Origin of the sequence: Brevundimonas sp., assembly GCF_046299535.1 — a bacterium.
GTDB lineage: Bacteria > Pseudomonadota > Alphaproteobacteria > Caulobacterales > Caulobacteraceae > Brevundimonas.
In genome coordinates, this window is the sequence record NZ_JBKBIB010000011.1 from 110,181 (window position 1) to 130,762 (window position 20,582).

15 protein-coding genes and 1 pseudogene are annotated in these 20,582 nt (G+C 67.5%); 9 read left to right on the forward strand and 7 right to left on the reverse strand.

The genetic code is table 11. From position 1 onward, the window contains the following. Nucleotides 1–32 precede the first annotated feature (32 nt). Nucleotides 33–1,829: a long-chain-acyl-CoA synthetase gene (locus tag ACK4FB_RS10850; RefSeq protein WP_409751835.1), complete on the forward strand. Its 1,797-nt coding sequence runs from the start codon at nt 33–35 to the stop codon at nt 1,827–1,829. A gap of 187 nt (nt 1,830–2,016) precedes the next feature. Here the strand turns inward: ACK4FB_RS10850 and ACK4FB_RS10855 are convergent, their stop codons facing one another. The 3 genes from ACK4FB_RS10855 to ACK4FB_RS10865 form a co-directional block, all read right to left on the reverse strand. Then, complete coding sequence (locus ACK4FB_RS10855) at nt 2,017–2,697, reverse strand: DUF1013 domain-containing protein (RefSeq protein WP_409751838.1); 681 nt, start codon at nt 2,695–2,697, stop codon at nt 2,017–2,019. A gap of 125 nt (nt 2,698–2,822) precedes the next feature. Beyond that, the gene (locus ACK4FB_RS10860; protein ID WP_409751841.1) at nt 2,823–3,734 is read right to left on the reverse strand and encodes an acyl-CoA desaturase; all 912 of its coding nucleotides are present in this window, start codon (nt 3,732–3,734) and stop codon (nt 2,823–2,825) included. Next, a complete protein-coding gene (locus ACK4FB_RS10865) occupies nt 3,731–4,264 on the reverse strand; it encodes a hypothetical protein (protein WP_409751844.1) in 534 nt (177 codons plus the stop codon). Before ACK4FB_RS10865 ends, ACK4FB_RS10860 begins: the two co-directional genes overlap by 4 nt. Before the next feature lie 71 nt (nt 4,265–4,335). On the opposite strand from ACK4FB_RS10865, the gene ACK4FB_RS10870 reads away from it, so the two are divergent. From ACK4FB_RS10870 to argF, 4 genes are all read left to right on the forward strand, one after another. Continuing rightward, nucleotides 4,336–4,659, forward strand: a complete 324-nt coding sequence (locus tag ACK4FB_RS10870) for a metalloregulator ArsR/SmtB family transcription factor (RefSeq protein ID WP_409751847.1) — start codon at nt 4,336–4,338, stop codon at nt 4,657–4,659. Between the two features lie 32 nt (nt 4,660–4,691). Further along, nucleotides 4,692–7,625: a DNA polymerase I gene (gene polA, locus ACK4FB_RS10875; RefSeq protein WP_409751850.1), complete on the forward strand. Its 2,934-nt coding sequence runs from the start codon at nt 4,692–4,694 to the stop codon at nt 7,623–7,625. Between the two features lie 275 nt (nt 7,626–7,900). Then, nucleotides 7,901–9,076 (forward strand): aspartate aminotransferase family protein, encoded by a 1,176-nt coding sequence (locus tag ACK4FB_RS10880; protein ID WP_409751889.1) that lies wholly within the window; start codon nt 7,901–7,903, stop codon nt 9,074–9,076. Between the two features lie 11 nt (nt 9,077–9,087). Next, nucleotides 9,088–10,002 (forward strand): ornithine carbamoyltransferase, encoded by a 915-nt coding sequence (argF, locus tag ACK4FB_RS10885; protein ID WP_409751853.1) that lies wholly within the window; start codon nt 9,088–9,090, stop codon nt 10,000–10,002. Nucleotides 10,003–10,642: 640 nt separating this feature from the next. On the opposite strand, the gene ACK4FB_RS10890 is transcribed toward argF, so the two are convergent. From ACK4FB_RS10890 to ACK4FB_RS10900, 3 genes are read right to left on the reverse strand one after another with little or no spacing between them, the layout of a single operon-like run. After that, entirely contained in the window at nt 10,643–12,277 is a 1,635-nt protein-coding gene (locus ACK4FB_RS10890; RefSeq protein WP_409751856.1) for a serine hydrolase, read from the reverse strand. Nucleotides 12,278–12,337: 60 nt separating this feature from the next. Continuing rightward, nucleotides 12,338–12,967 carry a LysE family translocator gene (locus ACK4FB_RS10895; protein WP_409751859.1) on the reverse strand — a complete coding sequence of 210 codons (630 nt, stop codon included), beginning with the start codon at nt 12,965–12,967 and terminating at the stop codon, nt 12,338–12,340. Between the two features lie 4 nt (nt 12,968–12,971). After that, nucleotides 12,972–14,876, reverse strand: coding sequence for a BCCT family transporter (locus ACK4FB_RS10900; RefSeq protein WP_409751862.1), 1,905 nt, complete (start codon nt 14,874–14,876; stop codon nt 12,972–12,974). Between the two features lie 206 nt (nt 14,877–15,082). On the opposite strand from ACK4FB_RS10900, the gene clpB reads away from it, so the two are divergent. The 3 genes from clpB (at nt 15,083) to ACK4FB_RS10915 (ending at nt 19,394) form a co-directional block, all read left to right on the forward strand. Continuing rightward, nucleotides 15,083–17,671 (forward strand): ATP-dependent chaperone ClpB, encoded by a 2,589-nt coding sequence (gene clpB / locus ACK4FB_RS10905; protein WP_409751865.1) that lies wholly within the window; start codon nt 15,083–15,085, stop codon nt 17,669–17,671. A gap of 89 nt (nt 17,672–17,760) precedes the next feature. Continuing rightward, nucleotides 17,761–18,885 carry a hypothetical protein gene (locus ACK4FB_RS10910; protein WP_409751868.1) on the forward strand — a complete coding sequence of 375 codons (1,125 nt, stop codon included), beginning with the start codon at nt 17,761–17,763 and terminating at the stop codon, nt 18,883–18,885. A gap of 323 nt (nt 18,886–19,208) precedes the next feature. Continuing rightward, entirely contained in the window at nt 19,209–19,394 is a 186-nt protein-coding gene (locus ACK4FB_RS10915) for a hypothetical protein (RefSeq protein WP_409751871.1), read from the forward strand. Nucleotides 19,395–19,561: 167 nt separating this feature from the next. Here ACK4FB_RS10915 and ACK4FB_RS10920 read toward each other — a convergent pair whose 3' ends face one another. Beyond that, entirely contained in the window at nt 19,562–19,915 is a 354-nt protein-coding gene (locus ACK4FB_RS10920) for an endonuclease domain-containing protein (RefSeq protein ID WP_409751874.1), read from the reverse strand. Nucleotides 19,916–20,221: 306 nt separating this feature from the next. On the opposite strand from ACK4FB_RS10920, the pseudogene ACK4FB_RS10925 reads away from it, so the two are divergent. Then, nucleotides 20,222–20,582 (forward strand): annotated as a pseudogene (locus ACK4FB_RS10925) (TonB-dependent receptor); the annotation flags it as partial.

The window sequence follows — 20,582 nt, forward strand, 5'->3', positions numbered from 1 at the left end:
ACCACGACGGAATCACGGGAGGCGCGGAAACCATGGGCTTGATGGCGAACATCCGCCGCGATCTGCGTTTCATCGGCGGCCTGCGCCGCCTGCTCAAGCGCATCAAGCCGATCCAGCTGGACAGCCCGGATCTGGTCTGTGACGACTTCCAGGAGGTGGTCGACCGCTATCCGGACAATCTGGCCATCACCGACGAGCGCCGCTCGCTGACCTATCGCGAGCTGGACACCCTGGCCAACCGCTACGCCCACTGGGCCAAGGGGCGCAATCTGCGTCGGGGCGACACCGTGGCCCTGATGATGATGAACCGGGCCGATTACATCGCCGCCTGGATGGGCTTCTCCAAGGTCGGGGTCGCCACGGCCCTCCTCAACACCAATCTGGGCGGCCAGCCCCTGGCCCACTGCCTGAACATCGTCGGCGCCTCGCAGGTGCTGGCCGACGACGAGACCTGGCGCCAGGTGGAGACCGCCCGCCCCTTCGCCGACAAGACCATCATGCTGTGGGTGCTGGGCCTGAAGGGCGAGGACGAGGCCAGCGAGCGGCGCGGTCTGGACGCCGGGGTGCGCGGCGCCTCGGGCGTGCGGCCGGACCGGTCCCTGCGCGCGGGCCTGACCAATCGCGACACGGCGCTCTATATCTATACCTCCGGCACCACCGGCCTGCCCAAGGCCGCGCGCATCCCCCACTCGCGGGCCCGCACCTACATGCGCGCCTTCGCCGGCGCCACCGCATCAACGGAAAAGGACCGGCTGTACTGCGTGCTGCCGCTCTACCATTCCACCGGCGGGCTGGTGGGCATGGGCTCGGTGCTGCTGAACGGCGGCTCGGTGATCCTGCGCAAGAAGTTCTCGGCCACCGGCTTCTGGCCCGATGTGGTCGAAAGCGGCGCCACCACCTTCGTCTATATCGGCGAGCTGTGCCGCTATCTGGTGAACTGCCCGCACCACGAGATGGAGCAGGCGCACAAGCTGCGGCTCGCGTTCGGCAACGGCCTGCGTCCCGATGTGTGGCCCGAGTTCAAGAGCCGCTTCGCCATTCCCCAGATCCTGGAGTTCTACGGCTCCACCGAGGGCAATGTCTCGCTGTTCAACTTCGACGGCCGGCCCGGCGCCATCGGCCGGGTGCCCGGCTATCTTCGCAGCCAGCTGAACATCCGCCTCATCCAGTATGACGTGGAGGCGGACGAGCCCGCGCGCGGGCCGAACGGCCGCTGCATCGAGTGCAAGCCCGGCGAGATCGGCGAGGCCATCGGCCAGATCAAGTCGGACATTCGCCACGACTTCTCGGGCTATGCCGACAAGAGCGCCTCGAAGAAAAAGATCCTGCACGACGTGTTCGCCGCGGGCGACGCCTGGTTCCGCACCGGCGATCTGATGAAGCAGGACTCCGACGGCTATTTCTACTTCATCGACCGTATCGGCGACACCTACCGCTGGAAGGGCGAGAACGTCTCGACCTCAGAGGTCGAGCAGCGGCTGGCCGAGGCGCCGGGCGTCAAGGAAGTCATCGCCTACGGGGTCGCGGTGCCCGGCCATGACGGCCGCGCGGGCATGGTGACGGTGGTCCCCGACGGCCGCTTCGGCGTCAAGAAATTCGCCGCCTTCGTCAATGAGGAGCTGCCGCACTTCGCCCGGCCGGTGTTCGTGCGCGTGGCCCGCGAGCTCGAGACCACCGGCACCTTCAAATACCGCAAGGTGGATCTGGTGAAGGACGGCTTCGACCCGGCCATGGAGGACGACATCCATGTGCGCGACGAAAAGGGCGCCTACACCCGCCTGAAGCCCGAGACCTACGCCGAAATCATGAAGGGCGGGGCGCGGCTGTAAATTCCTTCTCCCCGTGAGGGAGACGGTGGCCGCCGGAGGCGGTCGGATGAGGGGTGAAACACCGCCTCATCCGGATACGCGTGACGCATAACGCAGACCGGGCGTTTGCCTGACGGATCGAGTCTCACCCCTCATCCGTCATGCTGCGCATGACACCTTCTCCCGCAAGGGGAGAAGGGTCTGGTGATCAGTCCTCGTTGGAGCCGAACACCGACGCCGCCGTGGGCTCGGCGCCGCGGCGTTCGCGGGCCTCGGGGGTGAACTCGGGTTCTTCCTCGACCGGGGCCTCGGCCTCGCCGGCGGGGGCCAGCACGCCGCCGCCCTTCTTCGCGTCGTCACGGGCCTTCTTCTCGGCGGCCTTCCTGACCAGCTCGTCCAGCTGCATCTGGCTGGTCAGGCCCAGGGTCACCGGATCGACCGGCTTGATGTTGGGGCTGTTCCAGTGAGTGCGGTTGCGCACGCTCTCGATGGTGGCCTTGGTGGTGCCCAGCAGCTTGGAGATCTGGGCGTCGGTCACCTCGGGGTGGTTGCGCACGAACCAGGCGATGGCGTCCGGGCGGTCCTGACGACGCGAGACCGGCGTGTACTTCGGGCCCTTCTTGGCCGGCTTGAACAGCTCGGCGTGGGCGCTGACCACCGCCTTCATGCGGTAGGTTTCGTCGTTCTGGGCCTTGTCCAGCTCCTCGCGGGTCAGCTGGCCGTTGACGATGGGGTCCGAGCCGCGGATGTCGCGAGCCACGTCGCCGTCGGCGATGCCGCGCACTTCCAGCGGGTGCAGGCCGCAGAAATCGGCGATCTGGTCGAAGCTGAGCGAGGTGTTGTCCACCAGCCAGACCGCGGTGGCCTTGGGCATCAGGATGTCGGTCATGGGTTGAAACCCCTGGAAATGCGGCCCGCCGAAGCAGGCGTTGAAAACAGCGGCGCCCGACCTTTCGGCCGGGCGCGGATAGGTTTCCATACGCCCATTCCGGGCAAAAGGAAACGGGCGTGAGCTCAGGATCGAACCCTGATCACCGGTCGTTCGGCCAGGGTCTCGGGCGTCTGGACGCTCCAGGCCAGACCCAGCCGCTCCAGCATCTGGATGAAACGAAAGCCCAAGTCGCTCTGGCCGGGATACAGACCGATTCGGGCCGAGCCGGGAAAGGCGTGATGGTTGTTGTGCCAGGCCTCGCCCATGGTCGGCACGGCGGCCCAAGGCACGTCGTGGGCCTGAACCCCGGCCTCCTTCACCAGCCAGGTCTGGGGTCCGCGCCGGTGGGCCAGGTGGCCGACGAACCAGTGGCCGACCACCGAGGCGGTCACCCGCGCGCACACGCCCCACACCACAAAGCTCCACCCGCCCATGAGATAGAGCCCAACCGCGATAGGTAGTTGCTGCAGCATCCATGTGCGCTCCAGAAAGCGGTAGAAGGGGTCCCCTCCGATGCGGCCCAACGCGAAAGCTGGCGGGTGCGCCAGATCGAGGCGGCAATGCATCTGCCATACGGCGTCCACCAGCATGGGCCGTCGGTGCGCCAGATAGTCGTGGCAGTCCGGCTGACGCTGAGCCCAGTCGCGCAGGTCATGGGTGCGGATCATCCAGAACGGCCCGCTCATGCCCACGGCCGTCCCGAACCAGACCAGAACGCGCTCCAGCCACAGGGGGCACTCGAAGCTGCCGTGGATCAGACGCCGATGAAAGCCCACCGAATGGCCCAGCAGGAGCCCGGCGCCGGTGGTGGCCGCGAACACCGCCACCGCGCCCCAGCTGAACAGCAGCGGCCCGGCGATCAGGGTGGCCGCCAGCATCCCGCAGTTCCACAGCGAATGAACGGGGTCCCAGCGCACCCGGCCAAGGACAGGGCTGCACCCCGGCGTCTCGACGAGACTGTTGACCGCGCAGGGGTCGTGGTGGTCGGCGGTCATGACGGGTCCGCCCCGGCGTCGGTACGGCGATAGGCGACGCGCCAAAGGGCATAACCCGCCGTGCCCCCCGTAAAGACACCCATGGCGACGGCGGAACTGGTCCAGACCAGAATGGTGAGCACATCATCGGGGCTGGATGTGCCGGTTACTGAAGGCGCAAGAGGGGCGAGAAGCAGTAGGTATGTCGTGGTGACCAGCCCGGCCCCTGCCAGAACCGCACTGATCGGTCCCTTCCACCCCACGCGGTGAAGGGCGAACCACAATGGCAGGGCCAGGAGCCCGCCGACCGCCCATACCGCTGACGCTATCACGAAGGTGAACATCAGAATCGGAAAAAAGCTGAGGAACGGACCGCTACCAACCGAAGCTCTCTCGAAAAAGATGGCGCCGACCATCAAGGCCGCCTGTGCACCCGTGAGAAATATCGTTGTCGCTCCCGCGCCAGCGAACACTGCCGCGAAATAGCCGACTACCCTCCTTCGTGGGAGCAGGTCGTATCGGGCCGGGATCTTGTGCACATCCACCTCCATGCATTTAACTCATTCCTTAAATTATGAATTCCTAACTAGCAAGCCCTTCGTGAATCGCTTAAATACCTTCCATGCAACGCGTGTTCGAAGCCCTCTCATCCACCGTCCGGCGCAAGATCCTCGCCTATCTGGCCCATGCGGACATGACGGCAGGCGAGATCGCGGCGCGCTTCGAAATCTCGAAGCCGGCGGTCTCCCAGCATTTGTCCATTCTCGAGAACGCCGGGCTGGTGACCAGCGAGAAGCGCGGGCAGTTCGTGCACTACAGCCTGGTGCCCGACCATCTGGCCAACACCCTGAACGCCTATGCGCAGGAGGTCTGTCCGGTGTCCAAGCCCCTCAAGGCCGAAAGCGCTGACGTGGCCCGCACGCGAAAGGGTGACGGCGGCGGCTGACGCCCGGCTCCCGGCGCACTATGTTGCCCGCCATGTCCGAGCCCGCCGATTCCACCACGCCCGAAAACACCGTCGTGATCGACCGCCCCCTGACCCAGGACGGGCCGCCGGTGCGGCTGTATCTGATCGACGCCTCGGCCTACATCTTCCGGGCCTATCACGCCCTGCCGCCGCTGACGCGCAAGTCCGACGGTCTGCCGGTGGGCGCGGTGCAGGGCTACTGCAACATGCTGTGGAAGCTGATGCGGGACTTCAAGGGCGAGGACGGGCCGACCCATCTGGCCGCCATCTTCGACCATTCGGAGAAGACCTTCCGCAACGATCTGTACCCCCAGTACAAGGCCCACCGCCCGCCGCCGCCCGAGGACCTGATCCCCCAGTTCGCCCTGGTGCGCGAGGCCACCGCGGCCTTCGGCCTGCCGTGCGTGGAGCTGCCCGGCTACGAGGCCGACGACCTGATCGCCACCTACGCCTGCAAGGCGAGGGACATGGGCGGCAAGGCGGTGATCGTCTCGTCCGACAAGGACCTGATGCAGCTGATCGGCGACGGGGTGGTCATGTACGACCCCATGAAGGACGCGGTGCTGGAGCATGAGGCGGTCATGGCCAAGTTCGGCGTCGGGCCGGACAGGGTGGTGGACGTGCAGGCCCTGATCGGGGATTCCACCGACAATGTGCCGGGCGCGCCGGGCATCGGGGTCAAGACGGCCTCGGCCCTGATCGCCGAATACGGCGACCTGGACACGCTTCTGGAGCGGGCCCACGAGATCAAGCAGAACAAGCGCCGCGAGACCCTGATCGAATACGCCGACCAGATCCGCCTGTCCCGCGAACTGGTGCGCCTGACCTGCGACGCCCCGGCGCCGGAGCCCATCGCCGACTTCGTGGTGCGCGATCCCGACCCGGCGACGCTGTCGGCGTTCCTTGAGAAGATGGAATTCCGCTCGCTGGCCCGGCGCGTGGGCGACGGCAAGGCGCCGGACAAGGATGGGGCGACGTTCCCCAATGGCGGGCTGCGCGCGAAGCCGGTCAGCGCCCCGGTGGCCACGCCCCGCTACGCCCCGGCCGAGAGCGTCACGCCCGCCGAGCCGCACCTGTTCGACACCGACGCCTATGAGTGCGTGACCACGATCGCGGCGCTGGAAGTCTGGATCGCCGAGGCGAAGGCGGCGGGGGTGATCGGCTTCGACACCGAGACGGACTCCCTGTCGTCCAGCCATGCGGAGCTGTGCGGCCTGTCGCTGGCCACCGGACCGAACCGGGCCTGCTACATCCCTCTGACCCACGACCATCCGGGCGAGGCGGACGGCGGTGGCGGGCTGGACTTCGAGGGCGCGGGCCGCGCCCGGCCGGACCAGATCGAGATCGAGGACGCGCTGGCGAAGCTCAAGCCGCTGCTGGAGGACCCGTCGGTCCTGAAGGTGGGTCAGAACATCAAATACGATCTGGCGGTGATGAAGCGGCACGGCGTTTCGGTGGCGCCGATCGACGACACCATGCTGATCTCCTACGTGCTGGGCGGCGGGCTGCACCCCCACGGCATGGACGAGCTGGCCAAACGCCATCTGGGCCACGAGCCCATCGCCTTCAAGGCGGTGGCCGGGACCGGCAAGGCCCAGAAGAGCTTCCGCCACGTGGAGCTGAAACCGGCCACCTGCTACGCCGCCGAGGACGCGGACGTGACCCTGCGGCTGTGGCGAATCCTGAAGCCGCAGCTGGCGGCCGAGGGGCTGACCAACGCCTATGAGACGCTGGAGCGCGGCATGCCCGCGGTGCTGGCGGACATGGAGATCGCGGGCATCCGGGTGAACCCGGACCGGCTGCGCGCCCTGTCCAGCGAGTTCGGCATGCGCATGGCCGAGCTGGAGGTCACCGCCCACGAGCTGGCCGGCCGCCCGTTCAACCTGGGCAGCCCCAAGCAGATCGGCGAGATCCTGTTCGGCGAGATGGGGCTGGAGGGCGGCAAGAAGACCGCCTCGGGCCAGTGGGGCACGGATGCGTCCGTGCTGGAGGAGCTGGCCCTCACCCACGACCTGCCACGCACCCTGCTGGACTGGCGCCAGCTGGCCAAGCTGAAGGGCACCTACACCGACGCCCTGGTGCAGGCGGCGGACCTGGAGACGCACCGGGTGCATACCTCGTTCCAGCTGGCGGCGGCGTCCACCGGGCGTCTGGCCTCGTCCGACCCGAACCTGCAGAACATCCCCATCCGCACCGAGACGGGCCGCCAGATCCGTCAGGCCTTCATCGCCCGCGACGGCCATGTGCTGATCTCGGCGGACTACAGCCAGATCGAGCTGCGCCTGCTGGCCCACATCGGCGACATCCCCGAGCTCAAGGCCGCCTTCAAGGCCGGGCTGGACATCCACGCGGCCACCGCGTCGGAGATGTTCGACGTGCCGCTGACCGAGATGACGCCCGAGACCCGCCGCCGCGCCAAGGCGATCAATTTCGGCATCATCTACGGCATCTCGGCCTTCGGTCTGGCCGCCCAGCTGGGCATCGGCCAGGGCGAGGCGGGGGCCTATATCAAGACCTATTTCGAGCGCTTCCCCGGCATCCGCGACTACATGGACCGGACCAGGGCGCTGGTGCGCGAGCAGGGCTATGTCACCACCCTGTTCGGCCGCCGGGTGCACGTCCCGGCCATCCATTCCAAGTCGGGCGCCGAGCGCCAGTTCGGCGAGCGCGCCGCCATCAACGCCCCGATCCAGGGCGCCGCGGCCGACATCATCCGCCGCGCCATGATGAGGATGCCCGCCGCCCTGCGTGACGCGGGGCTGGAAACCCGCATGCTGCTGCAGGTCCACGACGAACTGGTGTTCGAGGCCCCCGAGGCCGAGGCCGACCGCGCCATGGCCGTGATCCGCAAGGTGATGGAGACCGCGCCTCTGCCCGCCGTCCAGCTGACCGTCCCCATCGACGTCGAAGCCAAGGCGGCCGCCAACTGGGATCAGGCGCACTAGGTTACGCCGCCGCCCGTCTGGCCCCCGCTCACCCCAGCGAAGGCTGGGGTCCAGATGCATGATCACTGCTGCGGGTCGTCCTGTCGCAGTCAGGGGTGCAACCTCCCTCCACCCGGTCCTTTGATCTGGGTCCCGGGATTCGCCGGGATGAGCGGGGGTTGGGGTAGTTGACTCCCTCCGCCTCCAAGCGGACAACACCGTCCTGCATGGTCCCGGCGCGCCCCGCCGGGGCTGTTTTCTTTTCAGGGAAGGAGCCCGTCGTGTCCGGTCATCTCATGGGAGTCTACAATCGCGCACCCGTAGAGGTGGAGCGCGGCGAGGGCGCCCGGCTGTATGCGACGGACGGCACGGCCTATCTGGACTGCGTGGCGGGCATCGCCACCAATTCCCTCGGCCACCGGCACCCGCGTCTGGTGCAGGCCCTGAAGGACCAGGCCGACAAGCTGTGGCACACCTCCAACATCTTCCGCATTCCGGGGCAGGAGGCGCTGGCCGACCGGCTGGTCGCCGAAAGCTTCGCCGACGTGGTGTTCTTCGCCAACTCGGGCACGGAAGCCGTCGAGGCGGCCATCAAGACCGCGCGCCGCTATCACTACGCCAACGGAAACACCGACCGCATCGACATCATCGGCTTTGACGGCTCGTTCCACGGCCGGACCTATGCGGCCATCAATGCGGCGGGCAATCCGTCCTATGTGGAGGGCTTCGGCCCGCGCCTGCCCGGCTATGTGCAGGTGACCTTCGGCGACATGGAGGCCATCAAGGCCGCCATCGACAGCCCCACCGCCGCCGCCGTGATCCTCGAGCCGGTCCAGGGCGAGGGCGGCGCGCGCGCCTTCCCCGACGCCGACCTGCGCCAGATCCGCCAGTGGTGCGACGACGCCGGCGTGCTGCTGATCCTCGACGAGGTGCAGTCCGGCATGGGCCGCACCGGCAAGCTGTGGGCCCACGAATGGGCCGGGATCACCCCCGACATCATGGCCATCGCCAAGGCCCTGGGCGGCGGCTTCCCCATCGGCGCCTGCCTGGCCACCACCGAGGCGGCCAAGGGCATGGTGGTCGGGGTGCACGGCACCACCTTCGGGGGCAATCCGCTGGCCATGGCCGTGGGCCATGCCGCCCTCGACGAAATCGCCAAACCGGAAACCCTCGCCAATGTGGCCGAGATCTCCGGCTATCTGACCCAGCAGCTGCACGGCCTGAAGGAGCGCTTCCCCGACATCATCGTCGACGTGCGCGGGCGCGGCCTGCTGATCGGCGTCAAGCTGGTCCCCAACAACCGCGAGTTCATGGGCTGGGCCCGCGACGGCCAGCACCTGCTGGTGGCCGGGGGCGGCGACAACTGCGTGCGCCTGCTGCCGCCCCTGACCCTCACCCTCGACGAGGCCCGCGAGGCCGTCGAGAAGATCGAAAAGACCTGCGAAGCCGCCCGCGAAAAGCTGGCGGCCTGATCGGAGCCGCCATGGTCCGCCATTTCCTCGACATCCACCGGCTGGACGCAGAGACCCTGCGCGCCATTCTGGACGACGCCCACGCCCGCAAGACGGCCCGCAAGGGCTGGCCGAAGGGGCGCGTGGACGCCGATGCGCCCGCCAGAGACCGGGTGCTGGCCATGATCTTCGAGAAGAACTCCACCCGCACGCGGTTCAGCTTCGACGCCGCCATCCGCCAGCTCGGCGGCGACGCCATCATCGCCAATGCGGCGGACATGCAGCTGGGCCGGGGCGAGCCGGTCGAGGACACCGCGCGGGTGCTATCGCGCATGGTGGACGCGGTGATGATCCGCGCCAACGACCACGAGGACGTGGAGCGCTTCGCCCGGGTCTCGACCATCCCCGTGGTCAACGCCCTGACCGACCGCTCGCACCCGTGCCAGATCCTCGCCGACCTGATGACCATCGAGGAGCATCGCGGGCCGGTGGCGGGCAAGACCCTCGCCTGGGTCGGCGACGGCAACAATGTCTGCGCCAGCTTCATCCATGCCGCGCCCAAATTCGGCTTCCAGCTGAACGTGGCGTGCCCGTCCGACTACCACCCCGACCTGCACGACCTGCAGCGCGGCGGGAACCATGTGCAGCTGACCTCCGATCCGCGCGAGGCCGTCGCCGGCGCCGATGTGGTGGTCACCGACACCTGGGTCTCCATGGGCGATCAGGACTATGAGGAGCGGCTGGCCGCCTTCGAGGCCTACGGCGTGGACGCCGCCCTGATGAAACAGGCGGCGCCGGGCGCCGTGTTCCTGCACTGCCTGCCCGCCCACCGGGGCGAGGAAGTCTCCGACGCCGTTCTGGACGGCCCGCAGTCGGTGGTCTGGGACGAGGCCGAGAACCGCATCCACGCCCAGAAGGCGGTGCTGGCGTGGTGCTTCGGGGGCTGAGCCTCATGGGATCTCAGAGGCCGAGGGTCCGCTCACGGGCAGACAGTCGATGTGGGCTTGCGACCTGTTGCGGAACTTCGACCTTGAGCAGAAAGTGAAGCTCAAGACGCAGCTGTCGGGGGGCTGGAGTGCGGATTTTCCTTTGGCTGCTAGTGGCAGCGCTTCTGGTCGTTGGCTCCGTTGCAGCTTGGGTGGCGTGGTGGCCCCATAGCGATCTCACCAAAGCTGGGTTGCACACCGAGATCGGCGAACTGTCCTCCGGGAGCAGGTTCGGCTTGCGGCCGGGTATGCCATGGCGGGAAGCAGACCAAACCATCCGGTCTCAGTTCGAACCGACGTATGTGTTGTGGCGAGTCGGGACTGAGGAAGAGAAGGCTCGTGGTGCGGGCAGTTATCCGTCGTCCCCTGTACTGTCGGGACGCAGCGAAGTCTCCTACCGCGACAAGTCGTGGCGGAACGGTGTGATCACGCTTCACCTGAGCGACGGCGTCGTAACAGAGGTGCATTGGTGGTTCGGTGGGCCGCTTTATATTGACCTATAGCTGTCGCTTTGTGTTCTCGATCACGTTGCTTGCCACCCGCCGTGGCGGTCGGGTGGCCGCTGTTCGCAGCCCCCCTGCGGCACTTTTGGGCGCACGCCCTAAACCCGCGTCAGCCGCAGGTCCTGATAGTCGTACGAGAAGTCGATGTCCGGCGAGACGCCCTTCAGGGTCGCGCTGACGGGACGGCCGTCCACCATCGCGAAGGTGACGAACGCGTCCTCCTCGCGCTGGTCCGGGAAGCGGGTGCGGAAGGTCTCGCCGTCCCAGGGCTCCAACGGGCCCTTCAGGGCGTTCGACCGGGTGAAGTCCAGCCACAGGCCGCCATCCCGCTGGCTGATGACGATGTCGCCGTACCAGGGGTCGCGCCAGGTTCCGGCATAGGCCGACAGCGGCAGGGACGGGGCGGCGCCGCCGGCCTGGGCCGCGTCGATCTCGGCGGCGGCGGTCAGCGACCGCTCCGTGCTCTGGGCCAGCAGCCTCTGGCTGTCGGCGATCCAGTCGAAGGCGGCGAACGCCCGGTCCTGGGCCATGACGATGTCGGCGATGCCGCTGCGCAGGGCGCGCAGCAGCCAGCTCTCCTCGGCGTTGGAGAAGATGGCGAAGCCCGTGTCCCGTCCGGGGATCAGCACCGTGCCCGAAATGCCCCCGGGCGAGCCGCCGCCGTGGGTCACCATGCGCTCGCCGCGATAGTCCGCCACGCTCCAGCCCATGGCGTAGGTGGAGGCGATGGACCGGCCGGGCAGCTCCGCCGTCGGCCCCGGCGAGGAGCCGGAGATGATGTTGGGCCGCCACATCTCGCGGGCGACGGCTTCGGACCACAGGCGCGTACCGTCGGGCGCCACGCCCGAGGCCAGCTGGGTCTTCATCCACTGGGTCCAGTCCCGGGGCGAGGCGGCGAAGCCCCCGGCGGCCCCGGCGGAATCCCAGTTCCAGATGCCCGCGATGGAGTCCTCCAGCAGGGTCATCTCCCCTTGGTAGCGCAGGGGCGGGCCGATGCGGCCGTGGGGCAGGGCCGAGCGCGCCGGGTCCGCCCGGCTGGTCAGGGGCACGGTGTCGGCCATGCCCAGCGGGGTCAGCACCCGCGTCTGGACGAAGTCCTCCCAGGCCATGCCCGAGACCGCCGCGATCACCTCGCCCGCCGCCACGAACATCAGGTTGCAGTAGTGGTACCCGGCCCGGAATCCGTACTCGATCGGCACATTGGGGATGGCGGCCATGATCTCGGCCCGCGTCCGGTCGCTGTTGGGCCAGAACAGCAGATCCCCGGCCCCCAGGCCGAAACCGGCCCGGTGGCTGAGCAGGTCGCGCACGGTGATGCGCTCGGTGATGAAGGGGTCCGACAGGCGGAAGTCCGGCAGATAGGTGCGCACCGGCGCGTCCCATGCCACCCGTTCCTCGTCCACCAGCATGCCCAGCGACGCCGCCGTCACCGCCTTGGTGTTGGAGGCCACGGCGAACAGGGTGGTCTCGTCCACGCGGCTTTCCGGCTGGTCCTGACGGCGCACGCCATAGCCCCGCGCCAGCACCGTCTCGCCGCCGCGCACCACACTGATCCCCAGCCCCGGCTGGTCCGGAAAGGCGGCCATGCAGCGGGTCACATAGGCGTCCACCGCATCGGCCAGCGCCTGGTCCCGCGCCGCGTCCCGGGCCCAGCTGCGGCGCGGCAGGACGGCGACGCCGGCCGCGGCGGTGGTGAGGGACAGCGCCGCGCGGCGCGAAAAGCTGAGGCTCATGTGTGGATTTCCCGACTGATGCCGCAGGCTAGACCGGGCCCGCCTGCCCTGTCCACGCGCTCAACGCTGCGTCTGCCACGCCATCCACACGGCGATCAGCACCAGCCCCGCCGCCATGGCCGCCCGCGCCCGGGGCCCCTGCATGCGCTCGGTCAGGGCCCGCCCGGCGCCCGCCGCGCTGACCACCACCAGCGAATGCACAACCACCGCGATGGTCAGGTGCAGTCCGCCCAGGATCAGGGCCTGGGTCAGGGGCGTGGCGTAGCCCGGCCGGATGAAGGTGGGCAGCAGGGCCACATAGAACACCGCCGCCTTGGGGTTCAGCAGATTGCCGACCATGCCGCGCAGGAACAGGGCCCGGCGGGTCGCCTCGGGCTCGGCCTGATCGCCCTCGCCCTCGCCGCGCCACGCCTCCCACGCCAGCCACAGCAGAAAGGCCACCCCGGCCCAGCGGATCACCTCGTGCACCGTCGGATATCTCAGCACGAAAGCGCCCAGGCCCAGCAGCGCCGCCGCCATCCACGCCGCCAGCCCAAGGGTGATCCCCGCCACCGCCGCCATCCCGGCCGTGCGTCCGCGCGACAGGCTGACCAGCGCCAGCCAGCCCATGTTCGGCCCCGGCGTCAGCTCCACCAGCACCATGGCCATCAGGAACGGGGCGATGATCGCAGGATCCAGCGGCAGGATCACCGGCTCATCCCCGTCGCCACCTGGCCAGATCGCCGAGGATCTCGGCCTCGATCTGGGCGCGGGTGAAGCCGGTCACGTCCTGACGGCGCCCCCCCTGGGCCTGGGCGGTGAGGCGCCATTCCACGGTGCGCCGGGCCTCGGGCGCCTCCAGCGGCGACAGGGCCGGCAGGGGCCGGGACCCGGCGGTCAGCCGCCAGGTGAAGTCGGCCCAGCCGGGATGGTGCACGGTCAGGTCGGCGCCGTCCTCGCGGCGGGCGACCCCGGCGGTCTCGACCCCCTCGGCGCTCAGAGCGGCGGCCACGGCCTCCATGGCCGGCACGCCGTGGCGCTCGATCTGGCGGTCGATGTCCCGGCGCCGGGCCGGGGCCAGCAGGCGCTTGACCCGCTCGGCCAGCGGCGGCGCGGCGATCTCGATCTCGCGCCCGGCGGCGTCGGCTGACATCTGGCGCACCAGCCCGGCGGTCAGCAGGATCATGATCACCGCGAATGGCAGGGCGGCCACAAGGGTCGCGGCCTGCAGCGCCCCCAGCCCGCCCGCCAGCAGCAGCAGGGCCGCCGCCAGCCCCTCCATGGAGCACCAGTAGACCCGCTGCCAGCGGGGCGTGTCGTCGGCGCCGCCCGAGGCGATGGTGTCGATCACCAGCGAGCCCGAGTCCGCGCTGGTGACGAAGAACACCGCCACCAGAATGACCGCCAGGGTCGAGGTGATCGCCGAGCCCGGCAGATATTCGAAGAACTGGAACAGGGCCGTGGACAGGTCCGTCTGCACGGCCTGGGTGATCGCGCCCGCCGCCACGCCCATGTCCAGGGCGATGGCGGTGTTGCCGAACACGGTCATCCACAGGAAGGTGAAGCCGGTGGGCACCAGCAGCACCCCGGCGGCGAACTCGCGCACCGTGCGGCCCCGCGAGATGCGGGCGATGAACATGCCCACGAACGGCGACCAGGCGATCCACCAGGCCCAGTAGAACAGGGTCCAGTCCGCCATCCAGCCCCGCGGCTCATAGGCGTACAGATTGAAGGTCCGCTGGAAGAACTGGTCCAGATACAGGCCGAAATTCTGCACGAAGGCCTTCAGCAGGAACCCGGTCGGCCCTGCGATCAGCACGAACAGCATCAGCCCCACGGCGATGGTCAGGTTCAGCTCCGACAGCCGCCGCACGCCCCGGTCCAGCCCGGTCAGGACCGACACCAGCGCCGCCCCCATCACCACCGCGATCAGCCCCACCTGCACCCAGGCGCCCGTCGGCATTCCGGTCAGATAGTTCAGCCCGCTGTTGATCTGGGCCACGCCCAGCCCCAGCGAGGTGGCGATGCCGAACAGGGTGCCGCAGATGGCGAAGATGTCCACCGCGTCGCCGATGGGCCCGTTGATGCGCCGGCCCAGCAGCGGATGCAGCCCCGAGCGCAGGGTCAGCGGCAGGCCCTTCCTGTGCGCGAAATAGGCCAGGCTCAGTCCCACCACCGCATAGACCGCCCAGGCGTGCACGCCCCAGTGGATGAAGGTGATCACCATACCCTCGCGGGCGGCGGCGAAGGTGCCCGGCGCGGCGTCCGGCGGGGCGGCGTAGTGCTGCACCGGCTCGGCCACGGCGAAATACATCAGGCCGATGCCCATGCCCGCGGCGAACAGCATGGCCAGCCACGACAGCCAGGGGAAGTCGGGCTCGCAGTCGTCCGGCCCCAGCTTCAGCCGCCCGGTCGGCCCCACGGCCAGCCACAGCACCACCCCAAGGAACCCCGCCACCGAGGCCACATAGAACCAGCCGAAGGTGTCGATCACCCAGGCCTGGGCGTGGCCGAAGGCGTAGTCCGAGGCGCCCGGCGCGATCAGGGCGGCGGCCAGCAGGGCGCCGATGATCAGGCTGGCGCCCCAGAACACGCGCGGGTTCATCTTCGATTTCAGCATGGAAGCGAAGCGTAGCGGCGTCGTGGCGGTTCCGCGAGCCCTTGCGTTGCGAAATCGCCACACCCACTTCCAGCCTGACCGCTCATGGCGTCGCTTCCCGAAGGGCGCCGAAGGGCTCACTATCCGCCGCGGCCGATGCGGCTTGTCCGTATCGGCCCACCAAGACAGCGCGTCGCCCCTTCGGGGACGCGCAGGGGACAACCGCCGTGAACCTCGACCTCTATTCCGACCGCGCCAAGACCGCGATCCAGTCCGCCCAGAGCCTCGCCCTGGCTCGCCGCCACCAGCAGTTCGCGCCCGAGCATCTGCTCAAGGTGCTGCTGGAGGAGCGCGACGGTCTGGCCCGCAATCTGATCACCGCCGCCGGCGGCGACGCGGCCAAGGCCGAGAAGGCCGTGGAGACGGCCCTGTCCAAGCGGGCCCAGGTCTCCGGCGGGTCGGGCCAGCTGTATCTGGACGGCGACACCGCGAGGGTCTTCGCCGCCGCCGAGGCCGCCGCCAAGAAGGCCGGCGACCAGTTCGTCACTACGGAACGCGTCCTGCACGCCATCGCGAAAGAGGGCGGGGTCGCCGCCACCGTGCTGGCCTCGGTGGGCGCCACGCCCGAGGCGCTGGACGACGCCATCAACGAGCTGCGCAAGGGCAAGACCGCCGACTCCGCCGCCGCCGAGGACGCCTATGACGCCCTCAAGCGCTACGCCCGCGACCTGACCCAGGCCGCCCGCGACGGCAAGGTGGACCCGGTCATCGGCCGGGATGAAGAGATCCGCCGCACCATTCAGGTCCTCGCCCGCCGCACCAAGAACAACCCCGTCCTGATCGGCGAGCCCGGCGTCGGCAAGACCGCCATCATCGAAGGATTGGCATTGAGGATCGTCAACGGCGACGTGCCGGAATCCCTCAAGGACAAGAAGGTGCTGGCCCTGGACATGGGCGCCCTCATCGCCGGGGCGAAATACCGGGGCGAGTTCGAGGAGCGGCTCAAGGCCGTGCTGAACGAGGTCACCGCCGCCGAGGGCCAGATCGTCCTGTTCATCGACGAGATGCATACGCTGGTCGGGGCCGGAAAGACCGACGGCGCCATGGACGCCTCCAACCTGCTGAAACCCGCCCTGGCGCGCGGCGAGCTGCACTGCGTCGGCGCCACCACCCTGGATGAATACCGCAAGCACGTGGAGAAGGACGCCGCCCTGGCCCGCCGCTTCCAGCCGGTGTTCGTGGATGAGCCCTCGGTGGAGGACACCGTCTCGATCCTGCGCGGCCTGAAGGAGAAGTACGAGGTCCACCACGGGGTGCGCATCGCCGACGGCGCCATCGTGGCCGCCGCCACCCTGTCCAACCGCTACATCACCGACCGCTTCCTGCCCGACAAGGCCATCGACCTGATCGATGAGGCCGCCAGCCGCGTGCGCATGGCCGTGGACTCCAAGCCCGAGGCCCTGGACGAGATCGACCGCCGTCTGGTCCAGCTCAAGATCGAGCGCGAGGCCCTGAAGAAGGAGACCGATCAGGCCTCCCGCACCCGGCTGGAAAAGCTGGACGAGGAGATCGACGGCCTGCAGGCCGAGTCCGACGACCTCACCGCCCGCTGGAAGGCGGAGAAGGACAAGGTCGGCCAGTCCGCCCAGCTGCGCGAGACCCTGGACCGCCTGCGCAACGAACTGGCCCTGGCCCAGCGCACCGGCGACCTGGCCCGCGCCTCAGAGATCGCCTACGGCCAGATCCCCGGCATCGAGAAACAGCTGGCCGAGGCCGAGGCCAACGAGGCCGACGCGTCGGGCCCCCTGACCCCCGAAGTGGTCGACGCGGCCCAGATCGCCGCTGTGGTCTCCCGCTGGACCGGCGTCCCGGTGGACAAGATGCTGGAGGGCGAGCGCGAAAAGCTGCTGTCCATGGAGGACGCGCTGCGTAATCGCGTGGTGGGTCAGGACGAGGCCCTGGCCGCCGTCTCCGATGCGGTGCGCCGCGCTCGCGCCGGCCTCAACGACCCCAACCGCCCGCTGGGCAGCTTCCTGTTCCTGGGCCCCACGGGCGTGGGCAAGACCGAGCTGACCAAGGCGCTGGCCGAGTTCCTGTTCGACGACGACGCCGCCATCACCCGGCTGGACATGTCCGAGTACATGGAGAAGCACAGCGTTTCCCGCCTGATCGGCGCCCCTCCGGGCTATGTGGGCTATGACGAGGGCGGCGCCCTGACCGAGGCCGTCCGTCGCCGCCCCTATCAGGTGGTCCTGTTCGACGAGGTGGAGAAGGCCCACCCCGACGTGTTCAACGTCCTGCTGCAGGTGCTGGACGACGGCCGCCTGACCGACGGTCAGGGCCGCACCATCGACTTCCGCAACACCCTGATCATCATGACCTCCAACCTGGGGTCCGAGTACCTGTCGCAGCAGGGCGAAGGCGACGACGTGGAGACGGTGCGCCCGCTGGTCATGGAGGCCGTGCGCGGCCATTTCCGGCCCGAGTTCCTCAACCGCATCGACGAGATCGTGCTGTTCCAGCGCCTCGGCCGCGACCAGATGGCCGGAATCGTCCGCATCCAGCTGGGCCGGTTCGAAAAGCTGCTGGCCGACCGCCGCCTGACCCTGTCCATCGACGACGCGGCCCTGGCCTGGCTCGCCGACCGCGGCTACGACCCGACCTATGGGGCCCGCCCCCTGAAGCGCGTCATCCAGAAGGACCTGGTTGACCCCATCGCGAGAAAGCTGCTGGCCGGCGAGATCGAGGACGGCGGGGTGATCGCGGTGTCAGCGGGGACGGACGGCCTGACCATAGGAAAAGCCCAGGTCCATTAGGACCTGGGCCCCTCAGGAATTGTCATCCCGGCCGAAGCGCAGCGGAGCGCCGGGACGGGAAGGCGGCGGTGCGGTAGGGGTGTCATAAAATGAAGCCAGTCTGGTCACTTCTTCAAGAAATTCGCTCTTATCGGCCCCGGTTTAGGTCGGAGTCAGACGCGCGGCTGGAGACGGCGTTAATAGTTTCAGGTTGGACCTGTCGCATCCATGGGATCGACGAAACGGAAAGAGGGGGAGAAGAACTAATCCGTCGCCTTGATATTGAACTGGACAGCTTGGTCGGAGGCATAAATGAATATTTTGGAGAGCACATATCTTTACAGTATGCCCTGTCCCCAGACATTGACGGTATAGCTAGCTGCGTATGCATAGATGATAGAAGACATGTAATTATTTTTAGCGAACCCTGGCTTCTTAATATACTAGGATATTTCACGCTAAGATCAGATGATTATTTGTTTAGATATTTGATTGGCGTTGACGATCAAATTAGAAATTTGCAGAACGTTTCTAACGAAAAATCGCGAGTTAACGCGCTTGCATCTTGGTCGCTTGCTGATTTTTCATTAAAGATCTATATTTGGATAGTATTCTCGCACGAACTTTGTCACATAATGCATGGACATTTTAAGTATATATCGTTTCTAGAGTCATCTGAATTTGGCGAAATTAGCCCCATAGACATTCAAATAACTCGGAAAACTCTGGAGTTTGACGCGGACGTTTTTGCTATGCGTTATGCGAAAAGCAAGCTGGCCAGAATAACTCACCCACTTTTCCTGCACAAAAATTTTGGCGGTGTAAATGTTCCAATCGGATCATACAGAAACAGGCTTCTTGTTTTTGTTAACTTAGTCCTTTTTTGGTACAATGCTGGTAAAGGATCGCAGGAAACAGAAAATCACCCGCCTTCCTTATTCCGCATATGGCCTTTAATTCACATATTGATGGAAGGTTCTGACGCTTGGAACGATTTAAGTCGTCGACCTGAAGTACATCAAGAAGCAGTGATGGATGTATTCGTTCCGTCCTTGGTGCATTACATGGCTGTCGGAGGTAGTTGTCACCCCTCAGACGCGATCTTCATGATTGAACAGCACGAAAAAGTTGTGCCGGAGTTGAGCAAAAAAATTTCCGAGCGGTGGAGTCTAATCCACTCCTCGCTTCAAAAGTTCGCCGTTCCCGGAATCATCTTGCCAGCTGTCCGAACTTGAGAGTCCTAGGACGTTTCATTTCTCGCAGAGTTCGTGGCCCCTTCTGCCGTTATCCCCCGCTTCTCGGAAATCGCGCCACGCGGATAACGCATTAAAGAGCGGTCCTCCGCCCCTGTCCTTCTCCCATTGGCAGAACGCCGCCGCGAAGCGGTCGGATGAGGGTCGGGTGGGTCCGTCGGCCAAGCCGCCGCCGGGGTGGCGCCACAGCCGACCCTCACCCTTGCGCGCAAGGACGGCGTCTGCGACGCCGTGCGCTCGAGCCCTCTCCCATCGGGAGAGGGAAGCCTCGGAAGCCATCCGCCGCTTCGGACGTTAGGGCGGGCATGACCGACAAAACCCCCGCCCCCGCCAAACCCCAGAAGGCCCGCCTCGATCTGCGGGCCGGGCCCGTGTCGCTGAAGATGGAGGTGCGGGTCACGCCCGCGGGCGTGCTGGCCATCGGCGGGCTGGTCAGCGGTATCCTGCTGTCCACCGCCGTGCTGGTGTGGACGGCTACCGCGCGTCGCTGAGACTTTCCTTCTCCCATTGGGAGAAGGTGGCCGCGAAGCGGTCGGATGAGGGTCGGTTGGTTCCGGGTGAGGCACGACCCTCACCCTTTCGCGCAAGGACGGCGTCTGCGACGCCGTGCGCTCAATCCCTCTCCCATCGGGAGAGGGGCAGGGGGATGGGAGAGGGATCACAGGCCAAGGGCTTTGGCGTGGGCCCGGATGGCGTCGTCGATGCGCCAGGGTTCGGACAGGGCCTGTTCGTTGGTGAAGCGGATTACGGTCCAGCCGAGGGCCTCGATGGCCTGCTGGCGCAGGTGGTCGTCCAGCATCACGTCCTCACGCCCGTGGACCCCACCGTCGATCTCGATCACCAGCCGCAGCGGCAGGCAGGCGAAGTCGACCACATACGGCCCCACCTGATGCTGGCGCCGCACCTTCCACCCGACCTTCCCGCCCCGCAGCCGCGCCCACACCTTTTCCTCCGCCAGACCCCCGGTCTGACGCAAGGCACGCGCCCGCGATGTCAGCCGGCTGCCGGTCATGGATCAACGCTACCGTCCTTCTCCCGTTGGGAGAAGGTGGCCCGGCGGAGCCGGGTCGGATGAGGGTCGGGTGGTTCCGGACCAGACACGACCCTCACCCTTGCGCGCAAGGACGGCGGCTGCGCCGCCGTGCGCTCAAGCCCTCTCCCATCGGGAGAGGGGCCGCAATTCCGCCGCGACCCTAAATCCCCCGTAACCTTCTGAAAAACCACATCGTTTCATGACGGCGATTTAACTCAGCGCCCCGGCCCGGCCCTGCTATGGGCGAGGATGAGCGGGCCGTGCGTGTCCGGAGGGGTGAGCATCATGATCCGACTGAAGACTGTCCTGCTGGCCGGCGCCGCCGTGGCCCTGACGGGCGCGCCCGCATACGCCCAGACGACCCCCGCCGACGAGACCCCGCCGCCGCCCTCGCACCAGCCCGCCGACGCGCCCCCCGCGGAGGACGAGGACCCCACCACGGTGGAGGCGCTGGTGGTCACCTCCGACCCGACCGCCGTGCGCACCTCCATCGATTCCACGAGCTACAGCCTGGCCAATGACCTGCAGGCGACCACCGGCAGCCTGGCGGACGCCCTGCGCAACATCCCGTCGGTGGATGTGGACCCCGAGGGCGGGGTGTCGCTGCGCGGCGACGGCAATGTCACCATCCTGGTGGACGGGCGCT